Annotated in this window: 17 protein-coding genes; 10 read left to right on the top strand and 7 right to left on the bottom strand. The window is 58.3% G+C overall.

Going from position 1 to position 18,926, the window contains the following annotated elements; translation table 11 throughout:
- Nucleotides 1-84: 84 nt before the first annotated feature.
- The 5 genes from K1Y02_06450 (at nt 85) to K1Y02_06470 (ending at nt 5,666) form a co-directional block, all read left to right on the top strand.
- Complete coding sequence (locus K1Y02_06450) at nt 85-360, top strand: DUF485 domain-containing protein (protein ID MBX7255984.1); 276 nt, start codon at nt 85-87, stop codon at nt 358-360.
- Complete coding sequence (locus K1Y02_06455; GenBank protein ID MBX7255985.1) at nt 360-2,240, top strand: cation acetate symporter; 1,881 nt, start codon at nt 360-362, stop codon at nt 2,238-2,240. Before K1Y02_06450 ends, K1Y02_06455 begins: the two co-directional genes overlap by 1 nt.
- Nucleotides 2,241-2,421: 181 nt before the next feature.
- Nucleotides 2,422-3,306, top strand: a complete 885-nt coding sequence (locus K1Y02_06460) for a dihydrodipicolinate synthase family protein (protein MBX7255986.1) — start codon at nt 2,422-2,424, stop codon at nt 3,304-3,306.
- Nucleotides 3,307-3,339: 33 nt separating this feature from the next.
- A complete protein-coding gene (locus K1Y02_06465; GenBank protein MBX7255987.1) occupies nt 3,340-4,614 on the top strand; it encodes a DegT/DnrJ/EryC1/StrS family aminotransferase in 1,275 nt (424 codons plus the stop codon).
- Nucleotides 4,615-4,628: 14 nt separating this feature from the next.
- Nucleotides 4,629-5,666 carry a Gfo/Idh/MocA family oxidoreductase gene (locus tag K1Y02_06470; GenBank protein MBX7255988.1) on the top strand — a complete coding sequence of 346 codons (1,038 nt, stop codon included), beginning with the start codon at nt 4,629-4,631 and terminating at the stop codon, nt 5,664-5,666.
- 45 nt (nt 5,667-5,711) lie between these two features.
- Here the strand turns inward: K1Y02_06470 and K1Y02_06475 are convergent, their stop codons facing one another.
- Nucleotides 5,712-7,124: a hypothetical protein gene (locus tag K1Y02_06475; GenBank protein ID MBX7255989.1), complete on the bottom strand. Its 1,413-nt coding sequence runs from the start codon at nt 7,122-7,124 to the stop codon at nt 5,712-5,714.
- Nucleotides 7,125-7,279: 155 nt separating this feature from the next.
- Between K1Y02_06475 and K1Y02_06480 the strand changes: the two genes are divergently transcribed.
- From K1Y02_06480 to K1Y02_06490, 3 genes are all read left to right on the top strand, one after another.
- On the top strand, nt 7,280-8,617 hold the full coding sequence (locus tag K1Y02_06480) for an aminotransferase class III-fold pyridoxal phosphate-dependent enzyme (GenBank protein ID MBX7255990.1): 1,338 nt from the start codon (nt 7,280-7,282) through the stop codon (nt 8,615-8,617).
- Between the two features lie 66 nt (nt 8,618-8,683).
- Complete coding sequence (locus K1Y02_06485) at nt 8,684-9,598, top strand: Gfo/Idh/MocA family oxidoreductase (protein ID MBX7255991.1); 915 nt, start codon at nt 8,684-8,686, stop codon at nt 9,596-9,598.
- Between the two features lie 50 nt (nt 9,599-9,648).
- Complete coding sequence (locus K1Y02_06490) at nt 9,649-10,434, top strand: SDR family oxidoreductase (GenBank protein ID MBX7255992.1); 786 nt, start codon at nt 9,649-9,651, stop codon at nt 10,432-10,434.
- A 5-nt stretch (nt 10,435-10,439) separates the two neighbouring features.
- Here the strand turns inward: K1Y02_06490 and K1Y02_06495 are convergent, their stop codons facing one another.
- Entirely contained in the window at nt 10,440-11,450 is a 1,011-nt protein-coding gene (locus tag K1Y02_06495) for a Gfo/Idh/MocA family oxidoreductase (GenBank protein ID MBX7255993.1), read from the bottom strand.
- Nucleotides 11,451-11,487: 37 nt separating this feature from the next.
- Nucleotides 11,488-12,432 carry an aldo/keto reductase gene (locus K1Y02_06500; protein MBX7255994.1) on the bottom strand — a complete coding sequence of 315 codons (945 nt, stop codon included), beginning with the start codon at nt 12,430-12,432 and terminating at the stop codon, nt 11,488-11,490.
- Nucleotides 12,433-12,493: 61 nt separating this feature from the next.
- On the opposite strand from K1Y02_06500, the gene K1Y02_06505 reads away from it, so the two are divergent.
- Nucleotides 12,494-13,996: a sodium/solute symporter gene (locus tag K1Y02_06505; protein ID MBX7255995.1), complete on the top strand. Its 1,503-nt coding sequence runs from the start codon at nt 12,494-12,496 to the stop codon at nt 13,994-13,996.
- Here the strand turns inward: K1Y02_06505 and K1Y02_06510 are convergent.
- From K1Y02_06510 to K1Y02_06520, 3 genes are read right to left on the bottom strand one after another with little or no spacing between them, the layout of a single operon-like run.
- A complete protein-coding gene (locus tag K1Y02_06510; GenBank protein ID MBX7255996.1) occupies nt 13,986-14,540 on the bottom strand; it encodes a hypothetical protein in 555 nt (184 codons plus the stop codon). The genes K1Y02_06505 and K1Y02_06510 overlap by 11 nt on opposite strands.
- Nucleotides 14,537-14,968, bottom strand: coding sequence for a hypothetical protein (locus K1Y02_06515; GenBank protein ID MBX7255997.1), 432 nt, complete (start codon nt 14,966-14,968; stop codon nt 14,537-14,539). Before K1Y02_06515 ends, K1Y02_06510 begins: the two co-directional genes overlap by 4 nt.
- A gap of 27 nt (nt 14,969-14,995) precedes the next feature.
- Nucleotides 14,996-16,108: a glycoside hydrolase gene (locus K1Y02_06520; protein MBX7255998.1), complete on the bottom strand. Its 1,113-nt coding sequence runs from the start codon at nt 16,106-16,108 to the stop codon at nt 14,996-14,998.
- A 343-nt stretch (nt 16,109-16,451) separates the two neighbouring features.
- Here K1Y02_06520 and K1Y02_06525 point away from each other — a divergent pair, with 343 nt between their 5' ends.
- Nucleotides 16,452-17,834, top strand: coding sequence for a hypothetical protein (locus K1Y02_06525; protein ID MBX7255999.1), 1,383 nt, complete (start codon nt 16,452-16,454; stop codon nt 17,832-17,834).
- 21 nt (nt 17,835-17,855) lie between these two features.
- Here K1Y02_06525 and K1Y02_06530 read toward each other — a convergent pair whose 3' ends face one another.
- Nucleotides 17,856-18,755 (bottom strand): alpha/beta hydrolase, encoded by a 900-nt coding sequence (locus tag K1Y02_06530; protein MBX7256000.1) that lies wholly within the window; start codon nt 18,753-18,755, stop codon nt 17,856-17,858.
- Between the last annotated feature and the right edge of the window lie 171 nt (nt 18,756-18,926).

An 18,926-nucleotide genomic window follows, 5' to 3' on the forward strand; every position in this document is an offset into this window, starting at 1 on the left:
GTCTCTTTCCCCTTGACTCCCACAGCCGCATCCTGTTTACTACCGCCGCCACTGCAAGGCATGTAACTGAGGGAGTCCTGGGATATGCATTCTCATCACGAGGACCATCCGCATCTGGTCAGCAGAAATGCGCGGTATGGGCTGATTCTGTTTGCCGTTTACGTTCTGCTGTACGCCGGGTTCATCTTCCTGGCCGTATTTCGCACGGACATCATGAGCAAAGTGATTCCTGGAGGAATGAACCTGGCTATCGGGTACGGGTTCGGACTGATTGTCGCCGCGTTGGTATTGGCGCTCATCTATATGACGTTATGCCGCCGCCCCGTGGTGCATGAATCGAATGTGGAGGGCTCGCGATAATGCTGTACTCCACGTCAATCATGGCCATTGCCGTCTTCGCTTTCTTCGTATTGGGCGTGCTTGCGCTTTCGTTCTATCTGGGCCGCCGCGGGCAGACCGCCAAGGGATACTACGCCGCCCACGGTCAAATTCATTGGTCGGTCAACGGCATGGCGTTTGCCGGCGATTACCTGTCGGCGGCATCCTTCCTGGGCATCTGCGGATTGATTGCATCGTACGGATACGACGGATTCCTCTATTCCATCGGATATCTCGCGGGGTGGATTGTCGCGCTGCTCGTCATTGCGGAACCGATCAAGCGCCTGGGCAAGTTCACGTTCACCGACGCCCTCGATAGCCATTACGATTCGCGCGGCATCAAACTGGCGGCCGCCATTTCCACGCTCGTCGTCAGTGCGTTCTATCTCATCCCGCAGATGGTCGGCGCGGGCGCGTTGATCACACCGTTGCTCGGGCTTCCCCATTACGCAGGGGTATTGCTAGTAGGCGTGACGGTTACGCTGATCGTGGTGACGGCGGGCATGGTGTCGACAACGTGGGTGCAGTTTATTAAAGGAACGCTACTCGTCATCTTTTGCGCCGCGCTCACCATCATGATCCTGATGCGCGGATTCACGGCAAAGGGTTCGCCCACGGTGGTCAATCCTGAGGAACTCCGCGCGAAGCCCGGAGTCCGAATTGTCGAGAACGCGTGGAAAGACAAGCCCTACGCCAAGGTCATCAACGCGGAGGGTGTCGAGTCGGTCTATAAGATCACGGATGCGGGCTGGGTCGAAACGCAGACCGTTGTTGCCAAGTCCGACGGGACCAAACTGGTGAACGGAAAACCTCAGACCAAAGACAACGATCTGCGGCCCATCGGAACGTTGGCGGAACTGCCGGGCGGAGCCGAAAAGACCGGTTCACTCGGGCCCTTCGATTTCTTCGACACGCTGCGACAGTCTAAGGTTGTCACGTGGTCCAAGGAGGTCCTGAAGGACGAGAGTGGCGCGTCGACCACCGTATTCACGCCCGCGGTTCAGCGGGGCGAGGACCTGCTCAAGCCCGGTGGATACTTCAAAGGTATGAAGTCGCCGAACTTCACGGACAAGCTCGACTTCATTTCGTTGATGATCGCCTTGTTCTGCGGCACGGCCTCACTGCCGCACATCCTGATCCGGTATTACACCGTGAAGGACCAATCTTCGGCACGCAAGAGCACCGTGGTCGGCATCGCGGCCATCGGTTTCTTCTACGTACTCACGCTGTACTTGGGTCTTGGCGCGATGACCAGCGGAGCGATGGATGTCACCGACAACAACATGGCCGCGCCTTTGCTCGCGCGTTCGTTCTCGGAACTCATGTTTGCCGTGATCTCCGCCATCGCGTTTACGACGGTGCTTGGGACGGTCTCGGGGTTGATTATGGCGGGGGCCGGCGCCGTCGCGCATGACCTCTTGGAGAATCTCTTCCGAATCCCAATGACGGACCACCAGAAGGTGCTCTTCGGCAAGGGAGCCGCTGCTTTGTTGGGCGGTGGCGCGATGGTGCTGGGCATCTTGTTCAAGGATTTCAACGTGAGCTTCCTTGTGGGCTGGGCGTTCAACATCGCGGCGTCTGCGAATCTACCCGCGCTGGTCATGATGCTGTTCTGGCGGCGCACCACGAAGCAGGGCATCGCGTGTGCCGTGGCCGTGGGTATGCTCAGTTCGCTGGCGTGGATTCTCTTATCGGCAGACACGTATTCGAAGGTCTATGGATGGGACCCGAAGACATCTATCGTGCCGTTCAGCCAGCCAGGACTGGTTACAATCCCGTTGGGCTTCCTGGTGCTGATCGTCGTTTCGTTGCTGACGCCAAAACCTGCCCATTCGGTCGCCGAAGAACTGGCGGAGACGTAGGGAAAGCGCGCCGATTCTGCAGACTCTGATGAACTGAGCGGATAGCTCGCTAGCACTCGAGGATTCGGATAATCCCCTTTTGCAGTCTTGGCGGCTGGCGGCTATGCTAAGCGATACCTGTGGGCCAGTGGGGACACGGGCATCGATTGGTTTGGCACGTATTGAGGGGAGGAACACCATCGTGAAACCCGAGGGCATTATCCCTGCCTTGTTGACTCCGTTCGATTCCAACGGGCAGATCTCCGTACCGATGTTGAAGAAGCTTACGCGGTACCTCCTGGACAAGGGCAGCCGCGGTTTCTTCGTATGCGGCAGCGCGGGCGAAGGCGTATACATGACGCCCTCCGAGCGCAAGCAGGTCCTGGAAATCGTCGCGAGCGAATGCGCAAACCAGGCCACCGTCATTGCGCACGTCGGTTCGATGTCGACCGACGAGTCGGTTGCTTTGGCAAAGGATGCGCGCGCGGCCGGCGCTCATGCCGTTGCCAGCATGCCGCCGTTGGTATTCAAGCAGCCGTGGCCCGCGATCATCAAGCACATTCAGGCAATTGCGGAGGCCTCCGAGTTGCCCACGTACTACTATCACCTTCCGATAATCACCAACGTGATTATCACCGCCGACGAAGTCGCGGAAATGGTCGCAGCCATTCCGGGACTCGTTGGACTGAAGTATTCGTCGCCTGACCTGTTCCTTCTGTGGGGCGTGTTGGAGCGTCCGAAGCGCACGATTCATGCGCTGTACGGTTGCGATCAACAGTTGTACCACGGTTTGATGGCGGGCGCATGCGGCGGCATCGGCTCGACGTACAACTACCAAATCGAGAACTTTGTAGCCTTGTACGAAGCCACAAAACGCGGCGATCACGCAGAGGCCTTGTTGTGGCAAGACAAGGTGAACAAGGTCGTCGAAGTTCTGTTCAAGCACGGTGGCAATCGCGCCACAGAAAAAGCCATGATGACGTTACGCGGGTATGACGTGGGCGCGGCGCGCCGGCCCAATCTGCCATTCCCAGAGGATGGGATTCCCGCGTTACGGAAAGACATGGAACAACTCGGACTCCTGTAATTGAAACCAAGGCCAACCGTGGGGGGCATTACCATGAGTGAGAAGCTGGCGATTCAAGGCGGACCCAAGAGCGTGGAGGGGCCTTTGCCCCCGTGGCCTTGTTTCGATGAGAACGCGATCAAAGGCGTGGAAGGCGTGCTGCGCAGCGGCAAGGTCAATTATTGGACCGGCCACAAAGGGATGGATTTCGAGAAACGATTTGCCGAGTGGCAGGGCTCGAAATTTGCCATCAGCACCACCAACGGCACGAGCGCTCTGCACACCGCGTTGGCCGCGCTGGGCATCGGGCCGGGCGATGAAGTCATCGTGCCGAGCTACACATTCATCGCGAGTTCGTTTTCGATTCTTCAGGCGGGCGCCATACCTCGGTTTGCCGACGTGAATCGCGACGATCACTGCATCAGCGTGGAATCGGCCGAGAAACTGATCAATGAACGCACGAAGGCGATTATGGTCGTGCATCTCTACGGCAACGTCGCGGACATGGATCCGATCGTCGCGCTCGCGAAGAAGCACAACCTGTTCGTTATTGAAGACAACGCGGAAGCGTTTGGCGGCGAGTACAAGGGCAAGAAGACCGGTTCGCTGGCCGATATCGGCGCGTGCAGCTTTTGTCAGAACAAGACGTTTACCACCGGCGGCGAAGGCGGCATGGTGACGACGGACAACGAAGAAGTCGCCTGGCGCTGCCGCAGCTTCCGCGACCACGGCTACAACGTGCAGGATCGCTTGCGCCTGCTCGAAATGGAACAGAAACTCTCGTACATCCATGACATGCTCGGCTGGAACTATCGTATGACGGAAATGCAGTCTGCGATTGGCTTGGCCGAATTGGACCGCATGGATTCGTGGAATCTGCCGCGCCGCCGCCGCAATGCGAACATCCTCATGGACGCGCTGAAGGGGATTCCGCAGATCCTGCATCTTCCCGTCGATTCGCCGGAACGGCGAAACGGCTGGTACGTGTTCCCCATTACCCTCGACGTAGAAAACATGACGTGTGACATGAAGACGTTCTTGGATGCGTTGGGCGCGGAGGGCGCGCCGTGCTGGAAGGTGTTCTGGCCGCAGTGCCACACGGAAGGCGCGTTCACGAAGCATCGAGGATTTGGCAATTCCGGATTCCCCTTCACAAGCAAAGAGTACACAACTCCCGGCGCGGTGGACTATTCGAAGGTTTCCGTGCCGAACGCCGTCTGGCACCAGACTCACACATTCATCACGTTCATTTTCCCGACGTATGAAGAGGTCCACATGCAGGGCATCGCGAAGGGGATTAAGAAAGTGATCGGCGCGTACGCAAAGTAATCGGAGGCGAAGCGATGAAAGCGAAATGGGGCGTATTGGGATGCGGGGGCATTGCCCGCCGCCGCACGATACCCGAGGGAATCGCAAAGGCAAGCAATGCCGAGCTGACCGCCGTGATGGACACGAATACGGACGCGGTGCATGCGGTTGCCAAGGAGTTCGGCGCGTTGGCCTGCATATCGGAAGCGGAACTGCTGGCCAGCGATTGCGACATCGTTTATCTTGCCACTCCGGTTAACCTGCACTTGGCCCAAGCCAAACGAGCGGCGGAGGCGGGCAAGCACGTATTTTGCGAGAAGCCCTTGGGCGTTACCGTCGACGAGGCCAGCGCGATGGTCAACGTGTGCAAGGCAAATGGCGTGAAATTGGGCACGGGCCTGATGATGAGGTTTCATGCGCAGCATCAAGCCGCGCTGGAAATTGTGCGCGGAGGTAGACTCGGAAAGCCGGTGTTCGCGCGCGCGCAGTTGTCCTGCTGGTATCCGCCCATCGAAGGCGCGTGGCGGCAGGACCCCGCGAAGGGCGGCGGTGGAAGCCTCGCCGACCTCGGTAGCCATTGCCTCGATTTGCTTGAGATGTTCTTCGGGCAAATCGTGCGTGTCTCGTGCAGCGTGGCATGTCTGGTACACAAGTACAAGAGTGAAGATACCGCGGTCGTCATTGCCGAGTTTGAAAATGGCGCGCGTGGCGTCGTCGATGTCTTGTTCAACGTACCCGACGCGAGTTCACGCAACCGGTTGGAGTTGTACGGCACGCAAGGGTGCATCCTCGCGGAAGGCACGATCGGTCAGGGCGAACTGGGTGAAATGACCGCGTACATCGAGGAATCGGCAAAGGGGTACGAAGCGCAGCAAGAGCGCGTCTCTGGAAAGAGCGAAGTCATTTCACCTGCGCCGGTAAACATGTATCGCGCGGAAGTTGAAGCCTTCTCGCAAGCCGTGCTCGACAATGCCGCGCCGCCGCAGGACGGCAGAATCGGCCTCTGGAACCAGAAGGTCATGGCGGCCTGCTATGAGTCGGCACGCACGGGGCGCGCTGTAGAAGTAGGTTAGTTCCAATCGCAAACGAGGTACGGCAGCCGCCCTCGGCTGCCGTTTCTATTTCGTGCGGCGGCGGCGCTCCAGCTCGTTGAGGGCATCGAGGGCGGTATCCACGACCGTGGGCCACGTGCGCTTCTTCGAAAGCCGTGAGAGTTCTTTGCGCGCGCGGCCGTGCATAAGTTCGGCGAGACGCGACGCAGCATCGGCGATTGTGTGACCGGCTGTCTCTTCGAGCATGCTGCTTCGAGCCAGCCTCACTTCATAGCCACCACCTGAGTACGCTTCCGGCGTGCATATGTAACCGAAGTAACCGTTGGCGAGTTCAACGCCGATGGTCTTTGTGAATGGAGAGCGCGCACGTACGTCCGTCGCGAAGGCCTGAAAGACTTCACCGGGAGCTGTCCAAAGAAAGGTGTCGGCGATACGGACTCCCTGTATCTCCAAACTTGCGGTCGCGCATTTCCGTCTCAATGCGTCGACGGCCAACATTTCGCGGGCATACGACACGTCGACATCCTCGCAATCCGTGGCGACTCCTTTCAGGCGCTGCTTTGCCTTCTCAAGATCCTTCGTGGACGCCTGGCGAATAGCCGCGCTCACACCGACCGTGGCCGTATCGATGCTCGCTGACGAGAAGTAGTCGGCGATAGCCAGCGCATGCAGCGCCGCGCCGCCTACCGCGCGGCCTGTGCGTTCGCACCAGTACGGTCCGCATTCCAACGGACGCGAACTCTGGTTATCGACCTGCGTGATGTCACCACAGGGACCGTTCAAGAACACGACGCCGAATTCTTCTCCGTAGGCTCCCTGCAAAGTCTGCGCGATCCAATGGGGATAGTCGGCTGAAAACTCGAAACCGTTCATGTGCGTGGCGTGGCACGCGAATTGAACAATGCAACCGAAAGGCCGCCGGGATTTCGGATCGGCGAAACCGATCACCGTCACGGTGTCGTCTGCGGGGCCGGCCACATAATCGATAGCCGGATTCATCTTGCCGGGATGCGTGACCTGTGTGCCGTCTTTCATAACGAACCGCCGGTTAAACGCAACTCCCGGAGCGTGAGAAACCGAGGTGCCCACCACGCATTTGCGCCGATTGGCATGCGCCTCGATGACAGCTTCCGCGATACGTTCACCGAGATGCTTGAGATAGGCGAGGTCGCACGGCGTCGAGAACAGATCCGCCACGGGCCCACCGGAATGCGTATGCGTGGCCGCAAGCAAGCACGAGGACGGCGCAATGCCCGTCTCGCGCTGAATGTGCCTGCGCGCGTCAAGCACCACGCTGTTGGGCAAGGCAATGGTGTCCACTTGGACGATGGCAATGGTCTGCGCGCCGTCATCGAGCACCGCCGCGCGAGCGAGAAGGTCATCGGCAACCCCCGTCGCTTTGCGCCGTTCGAAGAGCCCAGGAATGAAAGCGCCAATTGACGGCGTGATATTGCGAGTCGAGAATCCGACGGTGAGCATAGCTGAGGTATCCTTTGTCGTTTTGCGAGGGGTCCCCTCCCCTGCTCATGCTGAACCGGAGTCGATACGAATATCAAGCGCTTGCCATTCTCGTCAGGAAGTTCCTATCCTTATCGGGTGCGGTGCGGGACTTGCCCGCGAGGGGGAAATCTTCCATGAATGCTGAGAGTAGTCCGGAGCCTGGCGCCACGCAGGCGCTGTATCGTCACGCCAAATCCAGAATCCCAGGCGGAACGCAACTGCTAAGCAAGCGGCCTGAGATGTTCCTTCCCGATCAATGGCCGGCGTATGCGCGCGAAGCACGCGGTTGCGAAGTGTGGGATCTTGACGGCAAGCACTATTTCGACATGACCCACAACGGCGTTGGTTCCTGTTTGTTGGGCTACGCCGACCCTGATGTGACGCGCGCCGTGGTGGCACGGGTCGAGAAGGGCAGCATGTGCACGCTCAACGCGCCCGAGGAAGTCGCGCTGGCGGACCGCTTGTGCGAAATCCACCCGTGGGCCGAAAACGTGCGGTTCACGCGGTGCGGCGGAGAAGCCTGCGCGGTTGCGGCCCGCATCCTGCGCGCGACCACGGATCGCTCGGTCATCGCGATCTGCGGCTATCACGGCTGGCAGGATTGGTATCTCGCGGCGAACCTTGGCGATTCTGACGCACTTCGAGGACACCTATTGCCTGGACTCGATCCGCTGGGTGTGCCGCGCGAGTTGCGCGGAACCGCGGTGACGTTTGCGTATAACGATCGGGTGGCGTTTCAGAAGATTCTCGATGACTTTGGCGATCGGTTGGCGGGCGTGATTATGGAGCCGTGCCGGTACGAAGACCCACAACCTGGGTTTCTGGAGTTTGTGCGCGATGGCGTCCATTCCAAGGGCGGTTTGCTGGTCTTTGACGAAATCACGATCGGATGGCGCTTGGTGCACGGCGGGGCGCATCTGCGTTTGGGTGTGACGCCCGACATCGCCGTTTTCGCGAAGGCGCTGGGCAACGGGCATCCCATCGGCGCGGTGATTGGAACGCGCGATGCCATGTCAGGCGCACACGAATCATTCATCAGCAGCACCTACTGGACAGAAGGCGTGGGGCCAACGGCGGCACTGGCGACGTTGGACAAGCTGTGCGAAAAAGATGTCACAAGCCACGTGGAGCGCATCGGAACGGAGATAAAGAAGACTTGGGCCGCATGCGGCAGCAAACATCAGTTGCCGGTCGTTGTCGCAGAAGGCTATCCGTGTCTCGCCCATTTTCGATTCGACCATCCCGAAGCGAATGCACTCCGTTCGCTCTATACGCAGGAGATGCTGGAGCGAGGATACCTGGCCGGGCTTGCCATCTATCCGACGCTCGCGCATACGGACGCGATTGTCGCGGATTTCACCGCGGCCGTCGACGCGACCTTCGCCGTGCTTTCACAGGCTTTGCACGACGGCGCGGTGTCGCAACGATTGCGCGGACCCGCAGCGCACGAAGGTTTCAAGCGTCTACTGTAAGACAACGATAAGGACACATTAGCCGTGGGATTCTCGGGGTTTGGAGATAAAGAGCTTTCGATAGCGATGCTGGGCATGGTGGAGGGCAACGGTCATCCGTATTCGTGGAGCGCGATTTTCAACGGATACGATGCCGAGGCCATGAAAGCTTGCCCCTACGCGACCATCCCCGATTACCTCGGTAAGCAGCCGAAAGAAACGCTGGGGGTCGCCGGTGCCAAGGTCACGCACATTTGGACCGACAATCCCGCGGACGCGTCCAAGGTTGCGAAAGCATCGTTAATCCCGAATGTAGTGGATCGCCCCGAAGACGTGATTGGGCAGGTCGACGCCGTAATCATCGCAACCGACATTGGAAGCGAGCATGTGGAACGTTGCAGGCCCTTTGTGGACGCAGGCCTGCCCCTCTTCGTGGACAAGCCGATGGTGGATAACGAAGACGATTTGCGCACGTTTCGGCGCTGGCATGCCGAGGGTCATCCCATTATGTCGAGCAGTTGCATGGCGTACGCGAAAGAGTTCCTGCCGTATCGGGAGTCTACCTATGATCTTGGAGCGATTCGCTACGCCACCGTAACGACCATGAAGTCATGGGAACGCTACGGCATTCATGCGCTGTCGGCCATTTATCCCATTTTAGGTCCGGGTTTCGAGGTCGCAAGAAACACAGGGGCCAGCGAACGTGCCGTTGTACACTTCACGCACCGGAACGGAGCGGAGGTCGTTGTCACGGCGATTGACGACATGTATGGCGGTTTCATGAAATCGATGATCTGCGGCACGAAGGACAGTGCGTTTGTGTCGTTTCACGACACCTACTATGCGTTTCGCGCGCAATTGCTGGACTTCGTGAAGTACTTGCGAACGGGGCAGGCGACCACGCGCTTTGCCGAAACCGTCGAGTTAATGCAGATGATCATAGGGGGCATCAAAAGCCGAGAGAACGGGGGAAGTCCAGTTCGTCTCGCGGATATTGGTTGAGGCCGGCGGCTGAATCCAATCGCCGCATCGCATGAGAGGATGGAGCTTGTATGAGCGTACTTGACAGGTTCTCGCTGAAGGGCAAGGTGGTACTGGTCACCGGAGGCGCGGGGCTTTACGGCAGACAGATTGTGCGCGCCGTCGCGGAGGCGGGAGCGACGGCCTATGTAGCATCACGCAATTTGGACAGCCTGAAGGCATTGGCGGATACGTTCGCGCAAGATAGTTTGGCCATCGTCCCCATGCAATACGACCAAGGCGATGAGTCTTCCGTGCTTGCGCTGCGCGACTCCATCTTGAAGCAGAGTGGACGCATTGACGCGCTCGTGAACAACGCGGTGCTTCGCCCGATGAAGAAGGGATATAAGGATGACGCCGCCGCATTTACGCAGAGCATGGAAATAAACGCGACGGGCCTATTCACGGTGTCGCGCGCGTTTGGCGATGCAATGGCGGATCAGAAGAGCGGATCGATCGTGAATATCGGATCCATTCAGGGGATGATCGGCCCGGACCCGACCATTTACCGCGGAACATCCATGAGCGGGTGGTATCCCGACTATTTCTTCCACAAGGGTGGAATGATCAACTTCACGCGATTCCTTGCGAGCTACTACGGCGCAAGCAATGTCCGGTGCAATTGCCTGTCGCCGGGCGGCTACCAAACGCCGGATCATCCCGCGCCCTTTGTTGAGCACTACAGCGACCGGACGTTCCTGGGACGTCTCGGGAACGATACGGACTTGATGGGCGCGGTAGTATTTCTCGCCAGCGACGCCTCGGCCTACATCACGGGTGTCAACTTGCCGGTCGATGGCGGTTACACGGCGAAATAGTCGCATCAATCGAATGTGATGTGCTGGCCCGAGGCCGAGCTGCGCTCGCACGCCAACGCGAGATCGAGGATATGCCGTTCGCGCCGCATGGGCATTAAATAGCCCCCCCCGCTTTGAATACACTCGATGGCATGCGCGACTTCCGCAACGTACATGTCTTCAAAATCATAGTCGGCGAATGGAATCGTCTCCCACTCCGGAGTTCCGAGGAATTGAGGCCCTTTGTAGCGCGTGACGCGCAATCCGTGCCAATTCCACTCAATCGCGCCGCGTTCGCACGCGATCTTGCGATACTCGCCCCACGGTCGTTGCACGACATCTTGATGTAACGCGACGCTCACGCCCGCGCTCATATCAAGCAGAACGTCGTAGACGTCGCAAGCCCCTTCGTCGCTCACGAGCTCGCGGCTTCTTCGTCGTGCCATGCAGCTAAGACTCTGCACTTCGCCAAAGAAGTGCGTGAACAAGTGCAACTCGTGGGGGAGCATGTCAAAACACATGCCCCCTTGCGACCGCTTCGAAACGTAGAACTCGCGATAGTCCTCATAGGGGTGCCAGTCCGCCGCGTGCTGCCCGACGTGAGATACGGCAGCCATGGGCGCACCCAACTCGTTATCGTCAAGAAAGCGCTTGATCTCCTGATGGATACGGTTGTGCAAATAGGTACAGCTTGGCGCAATGAACACACTTGCCGCCTCGGCCTGCGCTATCACGGCGTCGGCATCGTCCGGCGTGAGTGTAATCGGCGCTTCACAGAAGACAGGAAGCCGCTGCTCGATGCACCGCATGAGATAGGGCGTGTGCACATGAGGGGGCGTGCAGACGAGCACAAAGTCGACTCCCGCCTTAATCGCATCTTCGAAACCGGGAACGGTCCTCACGCCCGACTCGCGTTGAATCGCTTCAAGCCTATCGGGGCGGAGATCAAACGCATGGATCGTGTCATACCCAAGTTTTCGCAAGCAGCGCGCACGGCGGCGTCCCATGGAACCGCACCCAACAATCAGAAAGCGCATACAGGATCCCCCCTACGATAAATGCAACGGACTACTGTCACTGTTCCCAACGCTTTGGCTCAAGAATGTCGATAGTAAGTGCAGGATCGACCGCATCGGCAATCGCGTCAATATCGCCTCGCGTGAGGGGTTCGAGTTGCGAAAGACGGATGGTGTCTTCCAGTTGCGCCACCGACTCGACGCCCACGACCAGCGGAGCTTTCAGTGTCAGGGCAAAACGCATCGCCAGTTCCGTGGCGGTGAGGCCCATGGACCGCGCGAGATTGTGCCATCGCACCGATGCGTCATGGGCGCGAGGCAAGCGCTCTTTTACCGCCTCAGGCGTCATGGTGAGCAGACCTTGCAGATAGATGCTCCGGACGGTTGCAAGGCATCCTTTGCGTTGAAACTCCGGCAAATGCCCGTTTCTCACCATGCGCCGGTCCCACGCGTTGCAGGGAGCTTGCACGACTTCCATATCGCGGTTTGCCAGGCACTGCGGCGCATCCTCGGCGCTTCCGAGAGATACGCCAAGATGCTTGATCCGGCCTTGGTTCCTGAAACTCTTGAGTACATCGCCCAACCCCTCGTCCCAGCACGCAAGCCACGCGGGCGTGTGCAGCAACATGCACCAGAGACAATCGAGGTGCAGGCGCTCCAGCGATTCTTCAATGGACTGCGCGATCTGGTTCGTGTCGCGCGGGTCAAGTGTCGCGCGAAGTTTGGAGGTTATAAAGACCGTATCAAGCGCGCCCAACTCGGCCAGGGTATCTCCAAGCACGCGCTCGCTGTCACCGTAGGCCTGCGCGGTATCGAAGTACCGGATGCCGTTGGCAAGCGCGACTTCGAGTATACGCCGGGCTTCACCGGGCGATGGGCGCCCCTCTCTGTTGGCGATGCCATAGGGCATGCCCAGTTGCACGGTGCCCAGAATCAAGCGCGGTGGTTGTTCTTCATTATCCATCGTCGCAACCGGCGTGCATGCCGGCCCCCGTTGTGTCACAATGCGGCTCCTCCTAGAAGTCTGCGGTACGGGGGTTTGGGATTCAACTCGGAGGTGGCGCGTGGAAGGGGAACTTTCGTTTGGCGCTCTGAACTATGCCGTTTTGGCCGTCTATCTCGCGTTCATGGTGTGGATTGGCATCAGACTAGCCGGGAAACAAGAGACGACCAAGGACTTCTTCCTCGCCGGGCAAACCATGCCCTGGATTGCGGTGGCGATGAGCGTATTCGCCACGATCACCAGCGCCATCACGTACATGGGCGTGCCGGGACTCGTCTACTCGGAGAACATGTCGATCTACGTAGGCATCCTCATGATGCCCGTTGCCGCGCCGTTCATCATCCTCCTTTTTCTGCCCTTCTACCGCAAACTCGAGGTAACGACCTCCTACGAGTACATCGACCGGCGCTTTGGCCTCCCGGCGCGATACTGCGTGTCGTCGCTTTTCCTGCTTGCGCGTCTCGGTTGGTTGGGCACGGTCATCTACGCGCCCGCGCTCGCGTTGGCCGTGGTCACCGGAATTCCGTTGTGGCTGGCGATAGTGCTAATTGGCGTTTTGGCCACGGTCTACACGGTAATGGGTGGCTTGGCAGCCGTCATTTGGACAGACGTTGCGCAATTCCTGATTCTTGCGGGCGGCGCGTTGTTGGTCGCGGTCTCGCTGCTCAATGGTGTGCCCGGCGGGTTATCGGAGATCCTTCGTGTGGCGTCTGAGTCAGGCCGTTTGAACTTCGGGGAGTGGAGATTGAGCCTAACCCAGATGACCATCACCGCTGTGGCCGTTTCCTACCTGCTGCAATTCATGCACGATTACGGTGTGGACCAATTGACCGTTCAGCGATTGATGGCCAGCAAGACGTATTCGGGGATGGTTTGGGCTACGGTGCTCAATGCCCTCTTTTCCGTCGTGATCATTGGCGTGCTGGCTTTCATCGGTCTTGGACTGTACGCCTACCATCAAGCATGGCCCGATCGCTTACCCGACGGGCTCGCGGGCGACCGCATCTTTCCGTACTACGTCGTCCATGCGTTGCCCAGCGGCATTTCGGGCTTGGTAATCTCCGGCATTTTCGCGGCGGCCATGTCCAGCCTGGACTCGGGTATCAATTCCATGTCCACTGTTGTTGTGAACGACATCTTGAAGCCCCTGCGAAAAACAGCGGTATCGGAGGACAAAGATGTAACCACGGCGCGCGTGCTGACCTTGGTATTCGGCGGCTTTGCAACCGTCGTGGCTTTCTTCGCATCCCGGATCGGCAACATTATCGAGACGGCCCAGGTATTTCTCGGGTTGTTCTCGGGGCCCGTGTTAGCCCTGTTCCTGCTTGGAATACTGACCCGGCGCGGTTCGTTTGCCGGGTGGTTGATAGGCGTTGCCGTGGGCCTGCCCGCAACGATTTGGATCCAGAAGGAGACTTCGGTTCACTTCATCTACTACTTCCCATTCAGCTTCGCGGTGAGCCTTATCGCGTCGCTGGCGGCCAGCGCCGTTTTACGCAGTAAGGCCGCGCCACTGGAACTGACCGTGTGGGGAATGAACCGCTCGGAGCAATCTACTCGGTAGCGGAATCGGGCGGCAGTAGCTTGCAGTCGCGGTACGTGTGGTGTTGGCCGTCGTTCCAGTCCGGCCGCAGCTCAACATTGTGTTTGCCTGCCTTCTCGCGGGCTTCGCCGGAATCCGGCGTCGAACCTTCCCTGCGCAATTCCCACCAGCATTGTCCGCAGTGGTTGTGCACGTGGTCGATCGTGAAGCCCGCTTTCGTCGCGACGGGGCCAATCCAGCCCATGCAATGCGCGCAATAGTCGTGATACGCCTCAAGACCGTTTTTGATAAGGAATCCCTTCGAGGGACATTCGTGCATATCAATGCGAAACACGTCGCTGGTGCGGGTGATCGCGTATCCTGCTTCTTCCTGGGTCAGCGTGTGTCCCCAGTATTCGTCCATACCATCGAAACCCTTGCCTTGAATGAGCTCGACAGCATGCGACTGTGAATCGAAGGCGATCGCTTGCGACCAGTATCGCTGCACGGCTTCCTCGCCAAAGGTGCGGCGAAGATATTCAAAGGTCCAATCGTAGTGACCGCAGAAATCCTGAACGCCGATCATAGGACGGCCTCCTCGCGTTTTGCGCTGAACGCCTGGTGGCAAGAACCGCCGCCTCCCTCTACCGCAAATGCCAATCCCGCGTTCTCTGCGATGACCGTCGACACGTGATGACAGTGGTTGCAGTAGTGGGGCACGATATCTCTGCCATGTACTCGCAACCAGCGAATGGCGGGGCACTCGCGCACATCGATCTCTACGCTGTCGTCACTCGCAGTTACGACAACATCGCCGCCCGGCTCAACGGCAAAGAACTCCCGCCAATACCGTTCCACTTCTTCCAGGCCGCCCTCGCGAAAACGTTTGCTCAACGGCGCGTAGTACTCTTCGCCCATGGCGCGCCAGTAATCGATAAGCGCCTGCTCTCCGAATTGCTGCAAGATGAATCGGAACGTGGCATTGATGGCAAAATAGAAATCACCGGCTGCCATGGCATTCCCCTTGGTCTTGTGTATCGTTCATTGTAAACGGAGCCGAATCCATCGAATCTGGGCCACGCACTCCTCCACACACCAGAATACGACGAAGAAATCGCCGTCCGGCAATCGGATTAGCTGCGGGTAACCGAATCGAAGCGCGGCCATCTCTTCGACTTTGCTTGACGACTGCAACCCATACGACGATCTCGCCGTACCCCAAAGCGGTTCGTCTTTGAGCGGCACCCAGGTGTCTCCCTCGATACACGCGAGATGCGCCCAGAGTCCCCGTTCATCCACGCGCCGGTAGATACAGAGGACATGATTGTCCGGCAACCCATACGGCGTACACGTTTCACCGGCAAGCGGCGATATCAACGCGGGTCCATACGATTCGCCGTGGTCAGTCGAGAACGCATAGCGATTCGGCAGACTTGAGTTCTTGGCGTAATCGTAACACCAGCAAACGGCCATCCTCCGGCCATCCGACAATTCCGTCTGTTTCTGCTCCCAACATACCGTCTGCTGCTCCCAGAGATTCATGACATCAACAGTGCGATGCCAGGTCTCTCCCTGATCGTCTGAGAGAAAGGAAACCGCCTTCATGCCAAATGGACAGTCGCCATCCCAGTTCCGCCACAGCGAAGTCGGAAGCAACCACCGCGAATCGGAGACGGAGATAATGGGTGAGCAGATTTCAAAGGCATTCCACGCGAGTGGCGGCATGATCAATTTAGGCTTCGACCACGTTCTTCCTTCATCGTGTGATTTGAGAAAGCAGAACTGAGTCTCCACATACCCTTCTGTCTTTGGATTGGCGAGTCCAAACTCGTTTCGTGAACGATCGCACAAAAGCTGGAGCGCAAGAAGAGTACCGTCGCGAAGCAGGCTCACGCGCCCCAACGTGGACACCGGCGATTGGCTGCAGTCGGGTTCGTGGATGCGGACGGGTTGCGACCATGTCTTGCCTTCATCGGAAGAGCGGCACAGGTACGTCCTGACGTCGGCATTTTCCATCGCGATTCCCATATCGAATGAGGCAAGCAAATCGCCCGACGGCGCTTGAAGTACAGACGGAAAGAAGGCTTGCCTGCTCCAGATATTGGGCGACGGGTTCCGATAAACAATCCCTGTTTCTGCGACGTGAATATTCATCTCCCCCCTCCGGCCACTTGTAGGTCCACGGAACTGAATGAGTCTAGTCCGCAATTTGAACCGGCGCAACTGCGCGCCCGCGCAAATTGCTCATGTGCAAGACGTTGAAGTTATCCCATGAGGATCTTTCTCGAACACAAACTGTTTGCGGCGAGCAACATTGCCTTTGGCTGCGAGTCTTGTGGACATCCCAATGTCGCGGCAGGTGCTATACTAGCCTTGGTCCCGCGGTACGCGCGCGTGCTGCGGTCATGGTGCGTATTCATCCGTTTCGGATTTGACCCTGATGTATTTGGGCATGCCGTGAAGAAGTTAACTCACGGCCGATGGAGGGGAACGTACCATGATTACTCGTGTTTCGATCACCGCCTTGGCGCTCACGTCCTTGCTTGCCGCATCTGCATCGGCTCAAACCAACCTCGTACAATCCGGCGACTTCACCTACTTGGGGTCGTTTCGCCTGCCTGGCGGCGAAGACCGGCCCGAAACGTTCGCTTACGGCGGCAACGCGATGACGTTTCGTGCGGACGGAGATCCCGGCGGCAGCGCGGATGGTTGTCCGGGGTCGCTGTTTGTAATGGGGCATGATCGGCTTCCTTACGGAGAGCTGCCCAACGGAAATCAAATTGCCGAGGTGTCCATTCCGGAGCCCAAGAAGGCCAAGGACCCTTCAGCACTGAATAGTGCGGAGTTCATTCAGCCACTCCAAGATGCCGCCAGGGGATTGTTCACCGCGTATGACGAAATTCCACGCGTCGGCATGGAGTATGTTGACCGGCAACCGTCAGGTCCTCACATCTACCTCGCATGGGGACAGCACTTCCACGAAGATGCCGAGAAGCAGGTAGCAACGCATGCGTGGATTGAGCCGGCCTTGACCGCACCCAAACCGAAAGGATCGTGGTATGTCGGCGACCATTCGCTGTATAGCGTGAACGGGTATCTCTTTGAGATTCCGGAAGCATGGGCCAAGGGCAATGTGGATGGGCAATTTCTTGCCACGGGCCGCTATCGTGACGGCGGCTGGTCGGGGCAAGGACCGGCTCTCTATGCATACATGCCGTGGGCCGATGACGGCGGCGCGGCGCCACCATCCAATGCGCACCTCAAGTCAACGGTGTTGCTTGAGTATGAAAGCTCACGCGAAAGCGAAGACGTGATCAGCAAAGCAATGAAAGGCTACCAGCACTGCGATGAATGGGAAGGCGGGGCCTGGATCACGACAAGCAAGGGTAAGACCGCCGTGCTATTTGCGGGCACCAAGGGCGTTGGCGCCAAGTACTGGTATGGATGGGTCAATCCCGCGGGCCCGGAGTTTCCGTGCATAGAGACGGAGTTTGTAAACCAGTTCACTACATGCCGCTTGGCAAACGGCTCGCCCTGCCCGGCAGAAGACCTGAAAGGCTGCGAAGGTCACAACGATTACCGAGGATGGTGGAGTTCGCGTTTCGCCGCGCAGTTCATTCTGTACAGTCCGGACGATTTGGCTGCGGTGGCGCGTGGCGAACGCAAACCGTGGCAACCTCAACCGTACGCGTCCATCGGTATTGACGATAATCTACTGTTGAATCCAGCTCATGTAGAAGAGGGGATGATCGGCGCGGGTGTTCAACGCCGCTTCCGAATCGGATCCGTGGCCTACGATCGGGCGCACGATCTGCTCTATGTCCTGGAGCCTTTCGCAGACGGCGTAAAACCCGTGATCCACGTATGGCGAATCCAGTGAACGCCGTCGATATTATGCAGTCTATTTCTTGAACACACCGTCCACGAAGTCCGCGAGCCCCTTCATGTATTTCCGCTGGGACTCGAATGGACCCTCGTTATGGTCGCCCTTGAGTTGCAGAAACGTCTTGGGCTCGTTAGCCAGTTCGAAGAGTCCCCGGCCGTGACGAAACGGGATGACCGTATCGTCAGGACTGTGAATGACGAGAATCGGAGCCGCAATGTTTCCTATCTTCGACGCATTATCGAAGTGATGCCGGAGGAGTAGTCGCACCGGAAGAAAAGGAAACATCTCCTGCGCGCGCTTGGTGACGGACAGAAACGTGCTCTGCAGCACCACCGCTCCCGGCTTAACTTCCGTGGCGAGGTTGACGGTTACTCCGCCGCCAAGCGATTCGCCATAGAGAATGATCTCTGATGGCGGAATTTTCTTCTCCTCCGTGAGGAACTGCCACATGGCGCGCGCATCGGCATAGCACCGCTGCTCCGAGGGACGTCCCGTGCTGTCGCCGTAACCGCCGTAGTCGTAGAGAAGGACGTTGAGACCCATTGCCTTGAACATGACTACGAAGTCCAGCCGATCGGAAATGGTACCACCGTTGCCGTGCGAGAAGAGCAGCGTTGCGCGCGCATTGTCCTCGGGTATGAACCATCCTCTCGTGGTGTGTCCGTCTACCTGAAGAGCGACTTCCTCGTACGCCCACTGATAATCCGGATCGGCGGGGGTCCTCCACACTTTTCCGAACGCAGGGAAGATGAGCGAATCCTGAAGGAAAGTGAACACAAGCGTTACTCCAGCGTACGCGATGCCAAGCAGGATCGCCGCGCGAAGAAGAATACGTTTCGGCCTGCGGCCATGCAACGGATGAAGCGCGGTGACTTCGGAGGAAAGACTCTCACCTTCAGTTGAAGATTCGTCCATCTAGTCTGGATTTCTCACGAACACACCCGCACCTGTCTCGTAACCAGAACGTTTGCGAGACTTGAGGCGAGCGAGAAGGCGATTCTCCGAGGACAACGTGTGTTCGCGAGAAATCCTCATGGCATAACCTCAAAATCTTGCACGTGAGCAATTTGCGCCAGCGCAAATTGC

The organism is Candidatus Hydrogenedentota bacterium, assembly GCA_019695095.1.
Lineage (GTDB): Bacteria > Hydrogenedentota > Hydrogenedentia > Hydrogenedentales > SLHB01 > JAIBAQ01.

Bases quoted from the DNA above. Each gene is read 5' to 3' on its own strand.
- K1Y02_06455 (MBX7255985.1), top strand. From the start codon at position 360: ATGCTGTACTCCACGTCAATCATGGCCATTGCCGTCTTCGCTTTCTTC.
- K1Y02_06480 (MBX7255990.1), top strand. From the start codon at position 7,280: ATGAATGCTGAGAGTAGTCCGGAGCCTGGCGCCACGCAGGCGCTGTAT.
- K1Y02_06530 (MBX7256000.1), bottom strand. From the start codon at position 18,755: ATGGACGAATCTTCAACTGAAGGTGAGAGTCTTTCCTCCGAAGTCACC.
- K1Y02_06525 (MBX7255999.1), top strand. From the start codon at position 16,452: ATGATTACTCGTGTTTCGATCACCGCCTTGGCGCTCACGTCCTTGCTT.
- K1Y02_06485 (MBX7255991.1), top strand. From the start codon at position 8,684: ATGCTGGGCATGGTGGAGGGCAACGGTCATCCGTATTCGTGGAGCGCG.
- K1Y02_06510 (MBX7255996.1), bottom strand. From the start codon at position 14,540: ATGATCGGCGTTCAGGATTTCTGCGGTCACTACGATTGGACCTTTGAA.
- K1Y02_06465 (MBX7255987.1), top strand. From the start codon at position 3,340: ATGAGTGAGAAGCTGGCGATTCAAGGCGGACCCAAGAGCGTGGAGGGG.
- K1Y02_06495 (MBX7255993.1), bottom strand. From the start codon at position 11,450: ATGCGCTTTCTGATTGTTGGGTGCGGTTCCATGGGACGCCGCCGTGCG.
- K1Y02_06475 (MBX7255989.1), bottom strand. From the start codon at position 7,124: ATGCTCACCGTCGGATTCTCGACTCGCAATATCACGCCGTCAATTGGC.
- K1Y02_06470 (MBX7255988.1), top strand. From the start codon at position 4,629: ATGAAAGCGAAATGGGGCGTATTGGGATGCGGGGGCATTGCCCGCCGC.
- K1Y02_06450 (MBX7255984.1), top strand. From the start codon at position 85: ATGCATTCTCATCACGAGGACCATCCGCATCTGGTCAGCAGAAATGCG.
- K1Y02_06520 (MBX7255998.1), bottom strand. From the start codon at position 16,108: ATGAATATTCACGTCGCAGAAACAGGGATTGTTTATCGGAACCCGTCG.
- K1Y02_06515 (MBX7255997.1), bottom strand. From the start codon at position 14,968: ATGGCAGCCGGTGATTTCTATTTTGCCATCAATGCCACGTTCCGATTC.
- K1Y02_06490 (MBX7255992.1), top strand. From the start codon at position 9,649: ATGAGCGTACTTGACAGGTTCTCGCTGAAGGGCAAGGTGGTACTGGTC.